The sequence below is a fragment of the Arthrobacter sp. ASL1 genome (assembly GCF_056680475.1).
In genome coordinates this window covers 3,886,700-3,901,193 of record NZ_CM155284.1, presented here as the reverse complement: position 1 = coordinate 3,901,193, position 14,494 = coordinate 3,886,700, and the positions used below count along the sequence as shown (strand labels likewise).

10 protein-coding genes are annotated in these 14,494 nt (G+C 63.7%); 2 read left to right on the top strand and 8 right to left on the bottom strand.

All coding sequences use genetic code 11. The features are described 5' to 3' along the window. Nucleotides 1–17 precede the first annotated feature (17 nt). From ftsL to dinB, 5 genes are all read right to left on the bottom strand, one after another. The gene (ftsL, locus tag AC1MEQ_RS18445) at nt 18–731 is read right to left on the bottom strand and encodes a cell division protein FtsL (protein ID WP_479792771.1); all 714 of its coding nucleotides are present in this window, start codon (nt 729–731) and stop codon (nt 18–20) included. Nucleotides 732–733: 2 nt separating this feature from the next. Beyond that, nucleotides 734–1,726 (bottom strand): 16S rRNA (cytosine(1402)-N(4))-methyltransferase RsmH, encoded by a 993-nt coding sequence (rsmH, locus tag AC1MEQ_RS18440; protein ID WP_479792770.1) that lies wholly within the window; start codon nt 1,724–1,726, stop codon nt 734–736. A 169-nt stretch (nt 1,727–1,895) separates the two neighbouring features. Beyond that, the gene (gene mraZ / locus AC1MEQ_RS18435; protein WP_343902098.1) at nt 1,896–2,327 is read right to left on the bottom strand and encodes a division/cell wall cluster transcriptional repressor MraZ; all 432 of its coding nucleotides are present in this window, start codon (nt 2,325–2,327) and stop codon (nt 1,896–1,898) included. 492 nt (nt 2,328–2,819) lie between these two features. After that, nucleotides 2,820–3,185: a DUF3040 domain-containing protein gene (locus AC1MEQ_RS18430; RefSeq protein WP_479792769.1), complete on the bottom strand. Its 366-nt coding sequence runs from the start codon at nt 3,183–3,185 to the stop codon at nt 2,820–2,822. Nucleotides 3,186–3,357: 172 nt separating this feature from the next. Further along, on the bottom strand, nt 3,358–4,515 hold the full coding sequence (dinB, locus tag AC1MEQ_RS18425) for a DNA polymerase IV (RefSeq protein ID WP_479796179.1): 1,158 nt from the start codon (nt 4,513–4,515) through the stop codon (nt 3,358–3,360). A gap of 113 nt (nt 4,516–4,628) precedes the next feature. Here dinB and AC1MEQ_RS18420 point away from each other — a divergent pair, with 113 nt between their 5' ends. Beyond that, the gene (locus AC1MEQ_RS18420; RefSeq protein ID WP_479792768.1) at nt 4,629–5,735 is read left to right on the top strand and encodes a polyprenyl synthetase family protein; all 1,107 of its coding nucleotides are present in this window, start codon (nt 4,629–4,631) and stop codon (nt 5,733–5,735) included. A gap of 49 nt (nt 5,736–5,784) precedes the next feature. Here the strand turns inward: AC1MEQ_RS18420 and AC1MEQ_RS18415 are convergent, their stop codons facing one another. After that, nucleotides 5,785–6,105, bottom strand: coding sequence for an Rv2175c family DNA-binding protein (locus AC1MEQ_RS18415; RefSeq protein ID WP_479792767.1), 321 nt, complete (start codon nt 6,103–6,105; stop codon nt 5,785–5,787). 235 nt (nt 6,106–6,340) lie between these two features. Between AC1MEQ_RS18415 and AC1MEQ_RS18410 the strand changes: the two genes are divergently transcribed. After that, nucleotides 6,341–8,101 carry a LysM peptidoglycan-binding domain-containing protein gene (locus tag AC1MEQ_RS18410; RefSeq protein WP_479792766.1) on the top strand — a complete coding sequence of 587 codons (1,761 nt, stop codon included), beginning with the start codon at nt 6,341–6,343 and terminating at the stop codon, nt 8,099–8,101. Nucleotides 8,102–8,177: 76 nt separating this feature from the next. Here AC1MEQ_RS18410 and AC1MEQ_RS18405 read toward each other — a convergent pair whose 3' ends face one another. Together AC1MEQ_RS18405 and AC1MEQ_RS18400 are read right to left on the bottom strand one after the other, a co-directional pair. After that, on the bottom strand, nt 8,178–9,644 hold the full coding sequence (locus AC1MEQ_RS18405; protein ID WP_479792765.1) for a sensor histidine kinase: 1,467 nt from the start codon (nt 9,642–9,644) through the stop codon (nt 8,178–8,180). Nucleotides 9,645–9,647: 3 nt separating this feature from the next. Beyond that, complete coding sequence (locus tag AC1MEQ_RS18400; RefSeq protein ID WP_479792764.1) at nt 9,648–14,480, bottom strand: NAD-glutamate dehydrogenase; 4,833 nt, start codon at nt 14,478–14,480, stop codon at nt 9,648–9,650. Between the last annotated feature and the right edge of the window lie 14 nt (nt 14,481–14,494).

Genomic DNA, 14,494 nt, shown 5'->3' with positions numbered 1-14,494 from the left:
CGAACAGGCTGGCGGCCCTAGCGTCCGGAGTCCTGCTGCGCCGGAGCCGGGATGGTTCCGCCGTTCAGTTCATTCGCCGATGAATCCTGGGGGGTCTCGGTATTGCTCTGGTCGGTTGACGCCCCTCCGGCAACTGCGTTGCCCTCGGGAGCCTGGTGTTCAGAAGTCCCCGTTGTCGTGGACCCCTCGCCCGCCGTCGCCTGCTCGTCGGACGCCTTGCTTTCGACCTGGCCGCCGGGAACCTCCGGGGCGGCCACGAGCGTGGTGGGCGTCTTGCCCTTCTCCGCTGGTGTGGACTTTCCGGTGATCTTCTGGCTATCCAGATTGATTGAGGCCACCGATCCTGGCGTGACCATACCCAATTCTGCCGCCTTGGCGGCCACATTCTGGGGAGCCTGGAGATTTTGGAGTTCCTGTGTCAGCGCCTCGTTCTGCTGATTCAGGGTTTGCTCATGCGCGTTCAGCCCCACAATGTCGTACTGGGAGTTGGCAACATTGACGTTGACGACCAGCACCCCGACCAACGCCGCGAGCAGCAGGGCAAAGCAAAATGCAGCAAACCCGGCGCGTCGGCTCCGCTTCGTGGCCGGAACCAACGACAGCGGAGTCCGCTGCTTCGGTTCGGCGTGCCTGAGCGGCGAAGGCGCCCACGCACGGGCGTTTGCGCCATCGTTCATGCCGACAGTGCTGTGGCCGGCGTGAACTGCACGCGACTGGGTTGCGGTGCTCATGTTCAGCTCCTCCTCAGGATTCGTTCAACGGCTCGCAGTTTTGCCGAGGCCGCGCGGGGGTTTTCGTCAATTTCCAACTCGGTGGGCTTTTCCGTGCCTTTGGTCAGGCTTCGGAAGCGAGCCTTGTGCTCCTCGAGTTCCACCGGGAAGCCAACGGGCGCCGAGGACTTCGACGCGGCGGAGAAGTGCTTCTTGGCCAGCTTGTCCTCGAGGGAGTGGTAGCTCATCACCACGACGCGGCCTGCAACTTGCAGCACGTCCATGGCGGCAGGGAGCGCCCGGTCCAGCACATCGAGCTCCTCATTGACCTCGATGCGCAATGCCTGAAAGGTGCGCTTTGCCGGATGCCCACCGGTCCGTGCTGCCGCGGCGGGGACAACGCTGCGGATGCTCTCCACCAACTGCCCCGTGGTTTCAAAACGGCTCGTGGCGCGGTCCCGCACAATGGCCGAGGCAATGCGTCCCGCAAATTTCTCTTCTCCCCAGCTCCGAATAATCCGCACCAGGTCGGCCTCGACGTAGTTGTTGACGACATCCGCGGCGGTCGGTCCCGTCGAGGTGTCCATCCGCATGTCGAGCGGGGCGTCAAAGGAGTAGGCGAAACCTCGATCGCGTTCGTCCAATTGGAGCGATGAAACGCCCAGGTCGAAAAGGACACCGTCGACGCCGTCGAATCCGAGATCGGCGACCACATCATCGATCTCGTCGTAAACGGCATGGACCAGGTCGGTCCGGTCGGAGAACGGCGCCAGTCTTTCCCCGGCCAGCGCCAGCGCCTGCTCGTCGCGGTCAAGACCGATCAAGTGCAATCGGTCGAACCGGCTCAACAACGCCTCGGAATGTCCCCCCATGCCCAGGGTGCAATCCACAACGACGGCCCGTTCGCGCTCATCGATCCCTGCCTGGATCGACGGCGCCAACAACCCCACACAACGTTCGAGCAGCACGGGTATGTGCCGCTCGGAGGTGGGACGGGGCGTGTTGTCGTCGGTCATGCCCTGCCCCCTTTCAGCGTGTCACAGCTTGCAATCGTGGTGTAGGGATTAGGCCAGATCCCCCTCCGACCCGACCGGCTCCCGCCTGGCTCCGGGGAAGTGAAGCCAGGATGGTGCTTTTCGGGCGGCTGGAGATCTGGTCCAACCCCACCGTGCTTTCCAGCAGTTGCTAGAAGATGCCCGGTAGTACTTCTTCGTCTGTCTCGGAGAACGTGTTCTCCTGCTCCTCGAGGTATGCATTCCAAGCCTGGGTGTCCCAGATCTCGGCTCGCGATCCCGCACCGATGACGGTGACCTCCCGGTCCAGTCCGGCGTAGCTGCGCAGTGCCCCCGGGATGGTCACCCTGCCCTGCTTGTCCGGCATCTCATCCGATGCACCGGACAGGAAGACGCGAATGTAGTCCCGCGCCTGCCTTGATGCCAGCGGTGCCTGACGCATTTGCTCGTGGACGTTCTCGAACTCCCGCTGGCTGAAAACGTAAATGCAGCGTTCCTGCCCCCGGGTCAAGACCAGCCCGTTCGCCAGTTCGTCCCGGTATTTGGCAGGAAGGATGATGCGTCCCTTTTCGTCCAGGCGCGGCGTGTACGTCCCGAGGAACATACGCACCGCCTTCCCGTCTTCAAGGAGCCGAATTCACCCCGTCGTCCCCATTCACCTCTACAGTCCCCCACTTTACTCCACTTACCTCCACTGTCAATCACAACGAGGGGTTCTTCCACCGAAACTCTGAATATTTTCCGCGAGATTACTGGGAAGGAAGTCGGTGGTGGGTCGTGGAGGGAATTTCGCATCGAGGAGTGGCCGGAACCCCGATAAGTGGCGAATAACAGACGGATTCGGCGGTATTCATGGTGCAGCGGCCCGGAGTGGTGCAAAGTGGAGGAAGCCATGGCGCGAAGTGGAGGGCCCGCCGCAGGACGGGCGAAAGCCCGGCCTGCGACGTCGACTACGTGACCAATCGCACGGGTCACTTCCCTTCTGGGGGGCGGAGGCGGCCCAGGGCAACACAAAGGGCGCCGACCTTTTTAAGGTCCGCGCCCTACTATTTGCGGGAAACCGGCTGGAACCTGTTCGATCAGGCCCGTGGATTAGTTAGTGTTCGTCGCGGTGCCGCGCTTCCCATTTCGACTCGAGATCCGACATGAAGGAACTCTTCTGCGGACCATTCTTGGCGCGGCCTTTGCCGACCCTGCCAAAGGCGTTCTTCGAAAAGGCAACGTAAACACCGACGCACATCAATGCAAAGCCCAAAACTCCCAAGGGAATCCACTGGTTCGAGACGCCGACCAGGAGGACGACGATCCCGATAACCCCGACAAGTGCTCCGATGGCAATGTTCCGCGTGGAGAAACCTCCAGGAGAGGCATTGGATTTCATCGAGGAGGCAAACTTGTGGTCCTCGTGCAGTTGCTTCTCCAGCTGCTCAAGCAAGTGCTGCTCGTGTTCGGAAAGTGGCATGATCCCTTCCCCAATCCCTCGTGTCCATTGGCTTCCTGGCAGGAAGCCCCTATATGTGTTTCAACGGTTCCTGCTACTCCATTGTTCCCGTTTTCACGGGTATGTCCAACGTGATCTTCGATACCGTTGGATTACCTAGGATAGTCCCCTTCCGCACCACCGGGAAGCAGAACTACCCTTCGGTATCCTTCCCCTCCCGCGGTGGGGGCATCAGCGTCGCGGGCCGCAGCGACCCGGAGGGGAAGCGCTGGCGGATGAGGTCCATGGTTTCTTCCGCCTGGCGCCAGTTGCCGTCGCTGCGCTCGAAGCTCATCTGGAATCCGCCATCCGCGTCCGATAGCTGCTCAACACGGATCCCGATCAAGCGAACCTTTTGCGCACGGGAACCGAGACCGGAGAGAAGGCCCTCGGCTGCCGCAACCACCGTCTGAGCCGAATTCGTCGGCTGGACCAGACGGCGACTCCGCGTGACCGTCGTGAAGTCCTCGTATCTGACTTTGAGCGTAATCGAGTGCCCCTGTCGGCCGGCCTCGCGCAGTCGCTGGGCGACGCGGTGGCTCAACCGCAGCAGTTCGCGACGCAACATTGCATCGTCGTGAACGTCGGTCGCGAAGGTCTCCTCGGCACCGATGCTCTTCTCCTCCCGGATGGGTTCAACGGGCCGGGGGTCCCTCCCCCAGGCCAATTCGTAGAGCTGCAGCCCATTGGAGCCCAGCAGTCTCTCGAGCGTTGCCACCGGGGTCTGCGCCAGTTCGCTGACTAATGAGATCCCAGCCCCGGACAGCACCTCCGTGGTCTTTGCGCCAACACCCCACAGTGCGCCGACAGGGAGGGTATGCAGATACGACACGGTATCTTCCGGGGCAATCCGCAAGAGGCCGTCCGGTTTGGCCCGGGTAGAAGCGACTTTGGCGACGTACTTGTTCCGTGCAATGCCCACGCTTGCCGGCAGGCCGAGATCGTCACGGATTCTCCGACGGATCATCCGCCCGATCTCCATTGGCCCACCCAGTCGCCGAAGGCCGCCGGTCACGTCGAGGAAGGCCTCGTCGACACTGACCTGTTCCACGAGAGGCGTGACTTCATGGAAAATCGCCATGATGCGCCCGGAATACCGCCGGTAGGAACCCATGCTCGGTTCAATGACAGTGGCCGAAGGAGCGAGGCGCATTGCGGAGCCCATGGGCATGGCCGACCTGACGCCTAGACCGCGGCATTCGTACGAAGCCGAAAGCACCACGGAGCGCGGCCCCGGGTGGCCGACAATGACCTGGCGGCCAACGAGCTCGGGCCGCTCCAAGAGCTCCACGGACACGTAGAAGGCATCCATGTCCACATGAAGGACGGTACGGTGCTCGGGAACGACGGCCATGGGTCCAATTCTAGAGAGGTTGGCCGACAGATAGAGTTGAGGCAACCCCGCCCACCCAGACAATGGATGCCATGAACCACATCGACGCCACAGGTCCACTGCCCCTCGCCGAAAGGTCCAGCGAAAGCGGTTTCACGAAACGCCTGGACGAGACGCTTGCGGGGTTCCTGGCCGAGCAGTACGGCATCGTCGCCGAGATCTCCGAGTCCGCGGGCGATCTGGTCACATCGATCGCGTCGCTCGTTCAAGGAGGGAAGCGCCTACGTCCCCGTTTCGCCTACTGGGGTTATATCGGTGCCGGTGGCGACCCTAACGACGATGGCATCGTGCGCGCAGCGGCAGCCTTGGAGCTCTTCCAGGCGGCAGCGCTGATCCATGACGACGTCATCGACCGATCTGCGACCCGCCGAGGACGTCCCAGCGTCCACAAGTACTTCGAGTACAACCACGCGCGGCAAGGTTGGTCTCGCGATGGTGCCAGATTCGGCGAGGCGGCAGCCATTCTCGCGGGTGATCTTTGCCTGTCCCTGAGTGAACAGCTGTTCGCTACGGCCGCTCCCGCCGGATCGCCTGCCCGCGTGATCTTCGACGGAATGCGAACCCAGGTCATGGCGGGCCAGTACCTCGATGTGCTGGAGGAGTCGGCTGGTCCCACGTCCCCGGACGCCGATGTCCTGCTTCGGGCGCGGACCGTCCTTCGCTACAAGTCGGCGAAATACTCAACCGAGAACCCCTTGTTGCTGGGAGGCGCCCTGGCTGGCGCCGACAGCGACCTGCTGGCCGGCTATTCGGCATTCGCGCTGCCTATCGGGGAGGCCTTCCAGCTCCGGGACGATGTACTGGGCGTCTTCGGCGACCCTGCCGTGACCGGAAAACCTGCCGGGGACGACCTCCGGGAAGGCAAACGAACCGAGATGATCGCCCATTCGCTGTTGCTGGCTTCAGGCACCGACCGTGATTTCATCCAAGAACGCTTGGGGGCCGATGACCTCTCGGCAGATGAGACCGTCCGAATGACCGGCATCCTCGAGAAATCCGGAGCCCTCCGGGCCACGGAATCGAGCATCGAAGAGCTCTCCCAGCGTGGCTTCTCCGCGTTGGCGGGCCTTCCGGTCTCCGAAGACGTCAGGTCGCAGCTACGAACGCTTGGCGAGGCCGTCATCAACCGCGCGGCATAGTTTATCCACGGTCTTCAGCGGACCGCGGGCCGGGCCGAGGTGAGCCGGCCTACCATGCCAGCGCTTGGGCCCGCCTGCGGATTTCGGTTTTCCGCCCCTGGCGCAGGGCCTCGATGGGGGTCCCGGGAAGCGATTCGTCGGGAGTGTGCAGCCAGGCGATCAACTCCTCGTCGGTGAACCCTGAGTCCACCAGCACGGTGATGGTGCCCTTGAGGCTGTCCACCAAGCGGCCGTCCTGCACGAAGCCAGCCGGAACGGACCGGACCTTACGTTCGCCGACCCGGGCTTCAACGATTGATCGCTCATCGAGCAGTCGATGCACGTCCTTGATGGAGACGCCCAGCTCGACTGCTAGGTCAGGTAATGACAACCATTCGGTTACGAGTTTATTAAGAGAGCTCACAGGACAAGACTGCCACACGCTAGCCCTATCCTGGGGCAATCCCCCCGTGACGAGCCGCTTAAGACTTTTGGGATAAGGGGAAATGGTGTAAATTCACTTGAGTCACACTTGCAACTTAAGTCACACGAGTATCGCGGAGCCCTGCCTGGTTCCACTCGTAGGACTTCGTCGGCCCCGGCCGTCGCGATCAGAGGATGTCTATATGCCCGAGCTCCGCTCCAGCGGTGCACGTTCCTCGAACGGCTTCGTTCAGGGACCCCGCAATCGCTCCATTTACGGCGCAGTCGCTGTCGCGGCGATTCCCGCCGTTGCCATTTCGGGGTTGGCCGCGGCCGCCCCTGCATCAGCAGTCGAAGCGCCTGCCTCAAAGGCGCTTCTCCTTCCGAAGACGGCCACGGCAGCCAACATCGCCACGGCCCAGCATCGAATCGCCGCCCATCTGGTCGCGTCGCATGTGCCGGCCCGCATCACGGTCGCCACGGCCGTCCCCAAGACGGTCGTGGTGAAGTCGGGCGATACCTTGTCCGGTATTGCCCATCGTCACCATGTCTCCCTTTCGACACTGCTCAAGGCGAACAAGCTCTCGGCCAGTGAATTGATCTTCCCGGGCCAGAAAATCAAGCTCACGGCTTCGTCCTCCCCGGCGAAGAAATCGTCTTCCGACTCGTCCACCAGTTCCACGAAGTCCGCGAACTACACCATCAAATCCGGTGACACGTTGTCGGGCATCGCCCACAAGCACCACATGTCGCTCTCGGAGCTGCTGAAGTCCAGCGGCTTGAAGGCCAGCACCACGATCTACCCCGGCCAGAAGGTCCGCTTGTCCGGATCCCACGGGGCATCTCCGGCGAAAAAGACTTCCGTGAGGTCGACCACAACCAGCGGATCGTCCTACACCGTCAGGTCCGGGGACACGCTGTCGGGCATCGCTTCCAAGGCCGGCGTCGGGCTCTCCACGGTCCTGAAGGAAAACAACCTGAGTCGTTCCTCGGTGATCTATCCAGGTCAGAAGATCCGCCTCTCGGGTGGTACGAGCGCTCCGGTGAAGGTTGCCACCAGCACCACCACCCCGATCAAGTGGGCAAGCGCCCCGAAGTCCACGAGCTATGTGGTCAGGGCCGGGGATACACTGTCGGGCATCGCCCAGAAGCACCACATGTCGCTCTCCGAGCTCCTGAAGTCCAGCGGGCTCAAGATCAGCACCACGATCTACCCCGGCCAGAAGATCCGCCTCGCCGGCGGTTCGGCTGCACCGGCCGAGTCTCCGGCGGCGGCCAAGTCCTCGAGTTCGCCGAAGGCCACGACGTACACGGTGAAGGCCGGGGATACGCTTTCGGGTATCGCCGCTGAAGCCAGCCTGGGTCTCTCCAAGCTCCTGGAGGCCAATCACCTGAGCAAGTCGTCGGTGATCCGTGTCGGCCAGAAGCTCAAGCTCGCCGGCGGCTCCTCGGTGTCCACGACGTCGACGCGCAAGCAGCTGGTCTCGGACACGTTCCTGCACTACAAGTACCCGACTGAAACGGTGAAGTCGGCCAATGACAACAAGTACGAGCTGCTCTCGAGGAACCTGCCTTCGCGCGCGGAAATGAAGTCGTTGATTGTCAGCACGGCACGCCAGATGGGTGTCGACCCGTCGTTGGCACTGGCGCACGCCTACCAGGAGTCGGGTTTCAACATGGCAGCCGTCTCCCCCGCCAATGCGATCGGTGCCATGCAGGTCATCCCGTCGTCCGGAGACTGGGCCTCGCAGCTGGTCGGGCGCCAGCTCGACTTGTTGAACCCCCGCGATAACGTGACTGCTGGTGTCGCGATCATCCGCGCCCTGCAACGCACCAGCACCTCGGTGGAGATCGGCATTGCCTCCTACTACCAGGGGCAGGGTTCGGTGAAGCGCAATGGCATGTACACCGACACCAAGTCGTATGTGCACTCCGTTCAGGCGCACCAGAAGAAGTTCAGCTAGCCAGCGCACGCTGCCGACAAAGCAGGCCGGGCCCCTTGGGTCCGGCCTGCCTTGTCTTCAACGGTTGGCGCCTTGGTCAGCGCTGGACGGGAAGGTCCAGGATGACATTGGTGCCGCCGTGCTCCCGCGGCTCCCACTCGATGGAGCCCGCCAGTTCGCTCGTCACGAGCGTCTTGACGATCTGCAATCCGAGGCCGTCCTTGCCCGGCACGGGCCCGAGGCCGCGCCCGTCGTCGGAAACCACTACGCGCAATCGTTCGGTGCCGTCGGCGATGGCCCGTCGCGTTGCATCGAGGCTCACGGTGCCGTCACGTTCACCCAGACCATGCTCGACGGCGTTCGATACAAGTTCGTTGATGACCAAGGAGAGCGGGGTTGCCAGCTCGCTGGGCAGTTCGCCAAACGAGCCCGACCTTTCGGTACGTACCACCTGGCCGGGCGAGGCGACTTCCGCTGCCAGCCTGAACTGCCGGTCGATCAATTCGTCGAAGTCCACATTCTGGCTCAGGCCCTGCGAGAGGGTTTCATGGACCAGGGCGATGGTGGCCACCCGGCGCATGGCCTGCTCCAAACCGAGCTTGCCGTCTTCGCTGACCATGCGGCGGGACTGCATCCGTAGCAGGGCAGCAACCGTTTGGAGGTTGTTCTTCACGCGGTGGTGGATTTCCCGGATCGTTGCGTCCTTGGAAACCAATTCCATTTCCCGGCGCCGCAGCTCAGTCACGTCGCGGCACAGCACCAGGGCACCATAACGTTTCCTGCCGTCGCGCAGCGGTATCGCACGCAGGGACAGGCTCACACCACGTGATTCAACCTCGGTCCGCCAAGGCATCTTCCCGGTCACGACCAAGGCGAGGGACTCGTCGACCAGCCGTCGGTCCCGGAGCAAGCCGGTCGTGACTTCGGCCAACGACCGTCCTTCGAGCGAATCGACCCCGCCGAGCCGCCGATAGGCGGATACACCGTTGGGGCTGGCGTATTGCACGATCCCCTCGGCGTCCAAGCGGATCAACCCATCGCCCACTCGCGGGGCTCCCCTGCGAGAACCGGTCGGCGTCGCAAAGTCGGGCCAGAGTCCTTGCGTGCCCATGCGCAACAGGTCCGTTGCACACTGCTTGTAGGTCTGCTCGAGTCGGGATGCCACCCGGAAGGAGGACAAATCCTGATGGCTGGTCACCACGGCCAGGGTCCGGCCGTTGCGCACCATCGGGTAGGCCTCGATGCGCATGGCCGATTCCTGGGTCCAGTGGTCCTCGGCGGCTCGCTGCATCTGCCCTGAGGACCACGTCTTCTCAACGAGCGGCCGGAGGTCCCGGCGGATCCGTTCGCCGACGAAATCGCTGTGGAAGACGGTATGGCTGGTGGACGGACGTACATGTGCCAGGGCCATGTACGTCCCCCCGGCCGACGGGTGCCACAGCACCAGATCGGCGAAGGCCAGGTCCGCGACCATCTGCCAGTCCCCCACCAGGAGGTGGAGCCATTCCTCGTCGCCGGGCCCGAAACCGGCCAGGTCCCGGATGGGATCGGTGAAGGTCGCCAACTGCTACCGCCGGACGATCGAACGCAGCAAGCGCAGGGCCACCGAGAGGGACGCCATGTCATCGCGCTCCAGGCTGTTGACCTCGTCGAACATCTTCTTGGCCCGATCCAGGTTGCCCGCATTCTCCTGCTCCCAGGCCGAGAGGCACTCGACCGGACCACTGGCCTCCGGAACCGCGTCCAGGGCCGCCTCGGTGATGTCCACCACCGTGGAGTACAAGTCATCACGCAAGGCGGCGCGGGCCAGTGCCTCCCAGCGGTCCCCACGCGGGAGCTTGGTGATGCGCTCCAGCAGGGCATCCACGCCGAACCGGTCGAACACCAAGTAGTAGACGGCGGCGACGTCGCGCGCCGGCATCTGCTGGTCCCGGGCGGCCAAGGCGATGTCCAGCAGGGCGAAGCTCTCGAACTGCCGGGCCCAACGGGCCGCGAGATCCTCGGGCAGCCCCCACCGCAGTCCATCACTCTTCCAGACCGCAATGCGTTCGGCGTCGTTGCCCTGGAGGAAGTCGCCGAGCTCGGCATTCAACGTGGACACGATCGGGAGGAAGGCGTCGATGTCCTGCTGGATGCTGGTCCCGCGGCCCACGTGCGTGATGAACCAGCGGGTGGCGCGATCCAGGAGGCGTCGCATGTCCAATTGGATGCGGCACCAATGTTCGGTCGGCACGCTGGCCGGAAGCTCGGTCACCGCATCGACGTACGAGTCCAGGGCATAGATTTCACGTAGGGCCACGAACGAGCGTGCCACGGAGACCTCGGTGGCGCTGGTCTCCTCCATGACGCGGAAGGCATAGGTGATGCCGCCCATGTTGACCATGTCGTTGGCCACGACGGTGCTGACGATCTCCTTGCGCAGCGGATGGGCCAGGATGTCTTCGGGGAACTTTTCGGCGAGCTGGACCGGAAAGTATTCGCGCATCGTCTGGTCGAAGTACGGGTCGTCCGAGAGATCGGACTTGGCCAGCGCGGTGGCCAACTGGATTTTGGCGTAGGCAACCAGCACGGACAGTTCCGGGGCCGTCAGGGACTTGCCCCCTGCCATCCGCTCTTCCAATTCCTCGGTCCCGGGCAGGAATTCGATGTCCCGGTTCAGGTCCGCGTGCTCTTCCAGCCAGTCCATGAGCCGCTCGAAGCTTGGGCTCCATTCGGACAGGTGCTGCTTGTCGTTGACCAACAGGATGTTCTGGTCGACGTTGGTGCGCAGCACCAGCCGCGACACCTCGTCGGTCATCGAGTGCAGGAAGCCGGCACGGTCTTCGGCATCCAACTTTCCGGCCCGGACCATGCGGTCCACCAGGATCTTGATGTTGACCTCGTGATCAGAGCAGTCGACGCCCGCCGAATTGTCGATTGCGTCGGTGTTGAGGATGACGCCATTGAGCGCCGCCTCGATGCGGCCACGCTGGGTCATGCCCAGGTTCCCGCCCTCCCCGACGACGCGTGCCCGCAGGTCCCGGCCGTCGACACGGATCGAGTCGTTGGCGCGGTCCCCCACGTCGGCGTGCGTCTCGTCGGATGCCTTGACATAAGTGCCGATGCCGCCGTTGTAGAGCAGGTCCACCGGGGCCGACAGGACGGCCCGCAGCAAATCGGGTGGGGACATGACCTTCGTGCCATCGGGAAGGCCCAGGACTTCGCGGACCTGTCCGGAGATCGGGATTGTCTTGGACTGGCGGGGGTAGACCCCGCCGCCCTCGCTGATCAACGACGTGTCATAGTCGCCCCAGCTCGAGCGGGGAAGGTCGAACAGGCGCTGCCGCTCGGCGAATGACGTCGCGGCATCGGGGTTCGGATCCAGGAAGATGTGTCGGTGGTCGAAGGCGGCAACCAGCCGCGCATGACCCGAGCGCAGCAGGCCGTTGCCGAACACGTCGCCGCTCATGTCGCCGATTCCGGCCGCTGTGAACTCCTGCGTCTGGGTATCCACACCCAGTTCGGCGAAGTGGCGTTTCACCGACTCCCACGCACCCCGCGCAGTGATTCCCATGGCCTTGTGGTCGTAGCCGACGGACCCGCCGGATGCGAATGCATCGCCCAGCCAGTGGCCCCGGGAGAGGGAAATCTCATTGGCGATGTCCGAGAAGCTCGCCGTTCCCTTGTCCGCTGCGACGACCAGGTAGCTGTCGTCGCCGTCCAGACGCACCACACGGTCCGGCACGGCCACCTGTTCGCCGTCCTCGGTCTGGATCAGGTTGTCGGTGATGTCCAGCAGGGCCGAGATGAAGATGCGGTACGCCGCCTTGCCCTCCTCCATCCAGGCGTTCCGGTCAACCGACGGGTCCGGCAGGTTCTTGGCGAAGAACCCGCCCTTGGCACCCGTGGGGACGATGACCGCGTTCTTGACCATCTGCGCCTTGACGAGGCCCAGGATCTCGGTACGGAAATCCTCCCGACGGTCGGACCAGCGCAGGCCGCCTCGGGCGACCTTGCCGAAGCGCAGGTGCACACCCTCGACCCGGGGCGAATAGACCCAGATCTCGTAGCGCGGACGGGGGAACGGGGCGCCGTCGATCCGCCTGGGCTCGAGCTTGAAGGACAGGTGGATGGTGTCCTGGAAGTAGTTCGTTCGCGTGGTGGCGTCGATGACGTTGATGAAGCGGCGCAGGAGCCGGTCGGCGTCCAGTGTTGCGACGCTCTCCAAGCCGGCATCCAGGGACGTACGCGCTGCTTCGGTCCGGATTGCCCTGGCCTCGTGATCGACGTCAGGGTCAAAGGTGGCCTTGAACAGCTCGATGAGCGAACGCGTGACGCTCGGGTTGGCCAGCATTGTGTCGGCAATGAACCCGTAGGAGTTCGCCGCACCGAGCTGGCGCAGGTATTTGGCATAAGCCCGCAGGATCGCCGTCTCCCGCCAGGTGAGCCCCTGGGCCAGGATGAGCCGGTCGAAGGCATCGGATTCGGCGCGACCGGTGAAGACCGCGGAGTATGCCTGGGTCAGCAGGTCGCGGGTCTGCAGCGGGTCGATTCCCGCAGGGTACTTCAGGCCGAGATCGTAGAGGAAGAACTCCTTGCCGTCCCCACGCTGGATCGCGAAGGGCTTTTCGTCGACGACTTCCAGCCCTTGGTTGGACAGCACGGGCAGGATGCGGCTCAGCGACAGCGGCTTGGTGAGATAGAGGTTGAGCCGTGCGTCGATGCCGTGTTGGCGGCTCATGTCGGAGGGCACGTAGACATTGACGACGGGCCCCTCGTGGTTCGGATCGTCATAGGTCGAGAATCGTTCGATGTCCTCCAGCGCGTCCTCGACCTCGAAGTCGACGCGATAGGACTGGGGGAAGGCCGAGGCCCATAGACGCGATAGTCCTGCTGCCGTGTCCCCGGAGAACCGGCTGCGCACGGCCTCGTCCACGCCCTCGGACCAGGACCGGACCGCCCGGACCAGCCGCTGCTCCACGTCCGCCCGGCTGACCTGTGGGGTTTCCCCGCCGCGTGGTAGGCGAATGCGATAGAACAGACGCACCAGTGCCGAGTCGCTCATGCGAACCTCGTACTCGGTGGATTCCGCCGCGTAGGCCTTCTTCAGTTCCGCCTCGATCCGGAGCCGGACCGCCGTGGTGTAGCGATCACGCGGCAGGAAGACGAGCGCTGACATGAACCGACCATAGATGTCTGGTCGCAGGAACAAGCTGGTGCGGCGGCGTTCCTGCAGTCCCAGGATGCCGGTCACGATGCGCAACAGGTCATCGGAATTGATTTGGAACAACTCGTCACGGGGATAGGACTCGAGGATCGTCAACAGGTCCTTGCCGGAATGCGAATCCGGGGCAAAGCCGGAGGCCTTGAGGACCCGTGCGACGTTTTCGCGCGCCACCGGGACGGTACGCACCGGGCGGGTGTAGGCACTGGAGGCAAACAGCCCGATGAAGCGGCGCTCGCCATTGACGTTGCCCTGGGCATCGAAGCTCTTCACGCCGATGTAGTCGAGATAGACGGCGCGGTGGACGGTGGAACGCGAGTTGGCCTTGGTGATGACCAATGCACGCTTTTCGCGTGCCTTTTCACGGCCTGATTCGGTCAGTTCCTGCCGGAGCATGGTGGTACCGGAACGGCGCATCAGGCCCAACCCGCTGTTCGGGCGGACATGCAGTACGTCCTTGCCGCCTTCGGTGGCCAAATCGTATTCACGGTAGCCGAGGAAGGTGAAATTGCCCTCGTCGAGCCACCGCAGCAATTCCGTGGCGCTTTCCAGATCGGGGATCTCCGCGCCGCCCACCACTTCGGAGAGCGTATCGGCGATCTCCCCGGCCTTGGAGCGCATCGCCTGCCAGTCCTCGACGGCATCACGCACATCGGAGAGCACACTTTCCAGGCCCTCCACCAGCGAGGCGACATGATCTTCGTCTGGGGTCCCGCCGATTTCGATGGCAATCCACGACTCGACGGTGGATTTCCCCCCCTCGCGGGCCATGAAGCTGGCCAGGTTGGGGAGCGCAGCGGTATCCCCCGACGCGGTGGCGGCACGCGTCGTCACCGGTTCGACGGCGATGGCGCGCCCGGCGTCGTCCCGGCGGACCAGAAAGGTCGGGTGCACGACCAGGGTGATGGCCTGTTCCTGCCGGACGATCTCGGCGGTGACGGAATCGACGAGGAACGGCATGTCGTCGGTGACCACATAGACGACGGCGGTGCCGCCGGTCGTGTCGACGGCGACCTTGGCACGGCCGGGCTGGCGTTCGTAGCCGACGCCGAGGTGGACCGAGACCCGCCCAGCCAGCGCCTCAGGAGGGTACTCTTGGGCGTCCTCTGGCGATAGGTGGCCATAGTAGGCCTCGGCGAATTTGGGAGTGTTTGTCTCGGCAATGAACCCTGTAGGCATGCCCGACCCCGACGACATCAATTAACGCCTCC

What these genes read in the sequence shown, in the direction of transcription:
- ftsL (WP_479792771.1), bottom strand. Translation starts at nt 731, where the DNA reads ATGAGCACCGCAACCCAGTCGCGTGCAGTTCACGCCGGCCACAGCACT.
- rsmH (WP_479792770.1), bottom strand. Translation starts at nt 1,726, where the DNA reads ATGACCGACGACAACACGCCCCGTCCCACCTCCGAGCGGCACATACCC.
- mraZ (WP_343902098.1), bottom strand. Translation starts at nt 2,327, where the DNA reads ATGTTCCTCGGGACGTACACGCCGCGCCTGGACGAAAAGGGACGCATC.
- AC1MEQ_RS18430 (WP_479792769.1), bottom strand. Translation starts at nt 3,185, where the DNA reads ATGCCACTTTCCGAACACGAGCAGCACTTGCTTGAGCAGCTGGAGAAG.
- dinB (WP_479796179.1), bottom strand. Translation starts at nt 4,515, where the DNA reads ATGGATGCCTTCTACGTGTCCGTGGAGCTCTTGGAGCGGCCCGAGCTC.
- AC1MEQ_RS18420 (WP_479792768.1), top strand. Translation starts at nt 4,629, where the DNA reads ATGAACCACATCGACGCCACAGGTCCACTGCCCCTCGCCGAAAGGTCC.
- AC1MEQ_RS18410 (WP_479792766.1), top strand. Translation starts at nt 6,341, where the DNA reads ATGCCCGAGCTCCGCTCCAGCGGTGCACGTTCCTCGAACGGCTTCGTT.
- AC1MEQ_RS18400 (WP_479792764.1), bottom strand. Translation starts at nt 14,480, where the DNA reads ATGTCGTCGGGGTCGGGCATGCCTACAGGGTTCATTGCCGAGACAAAC.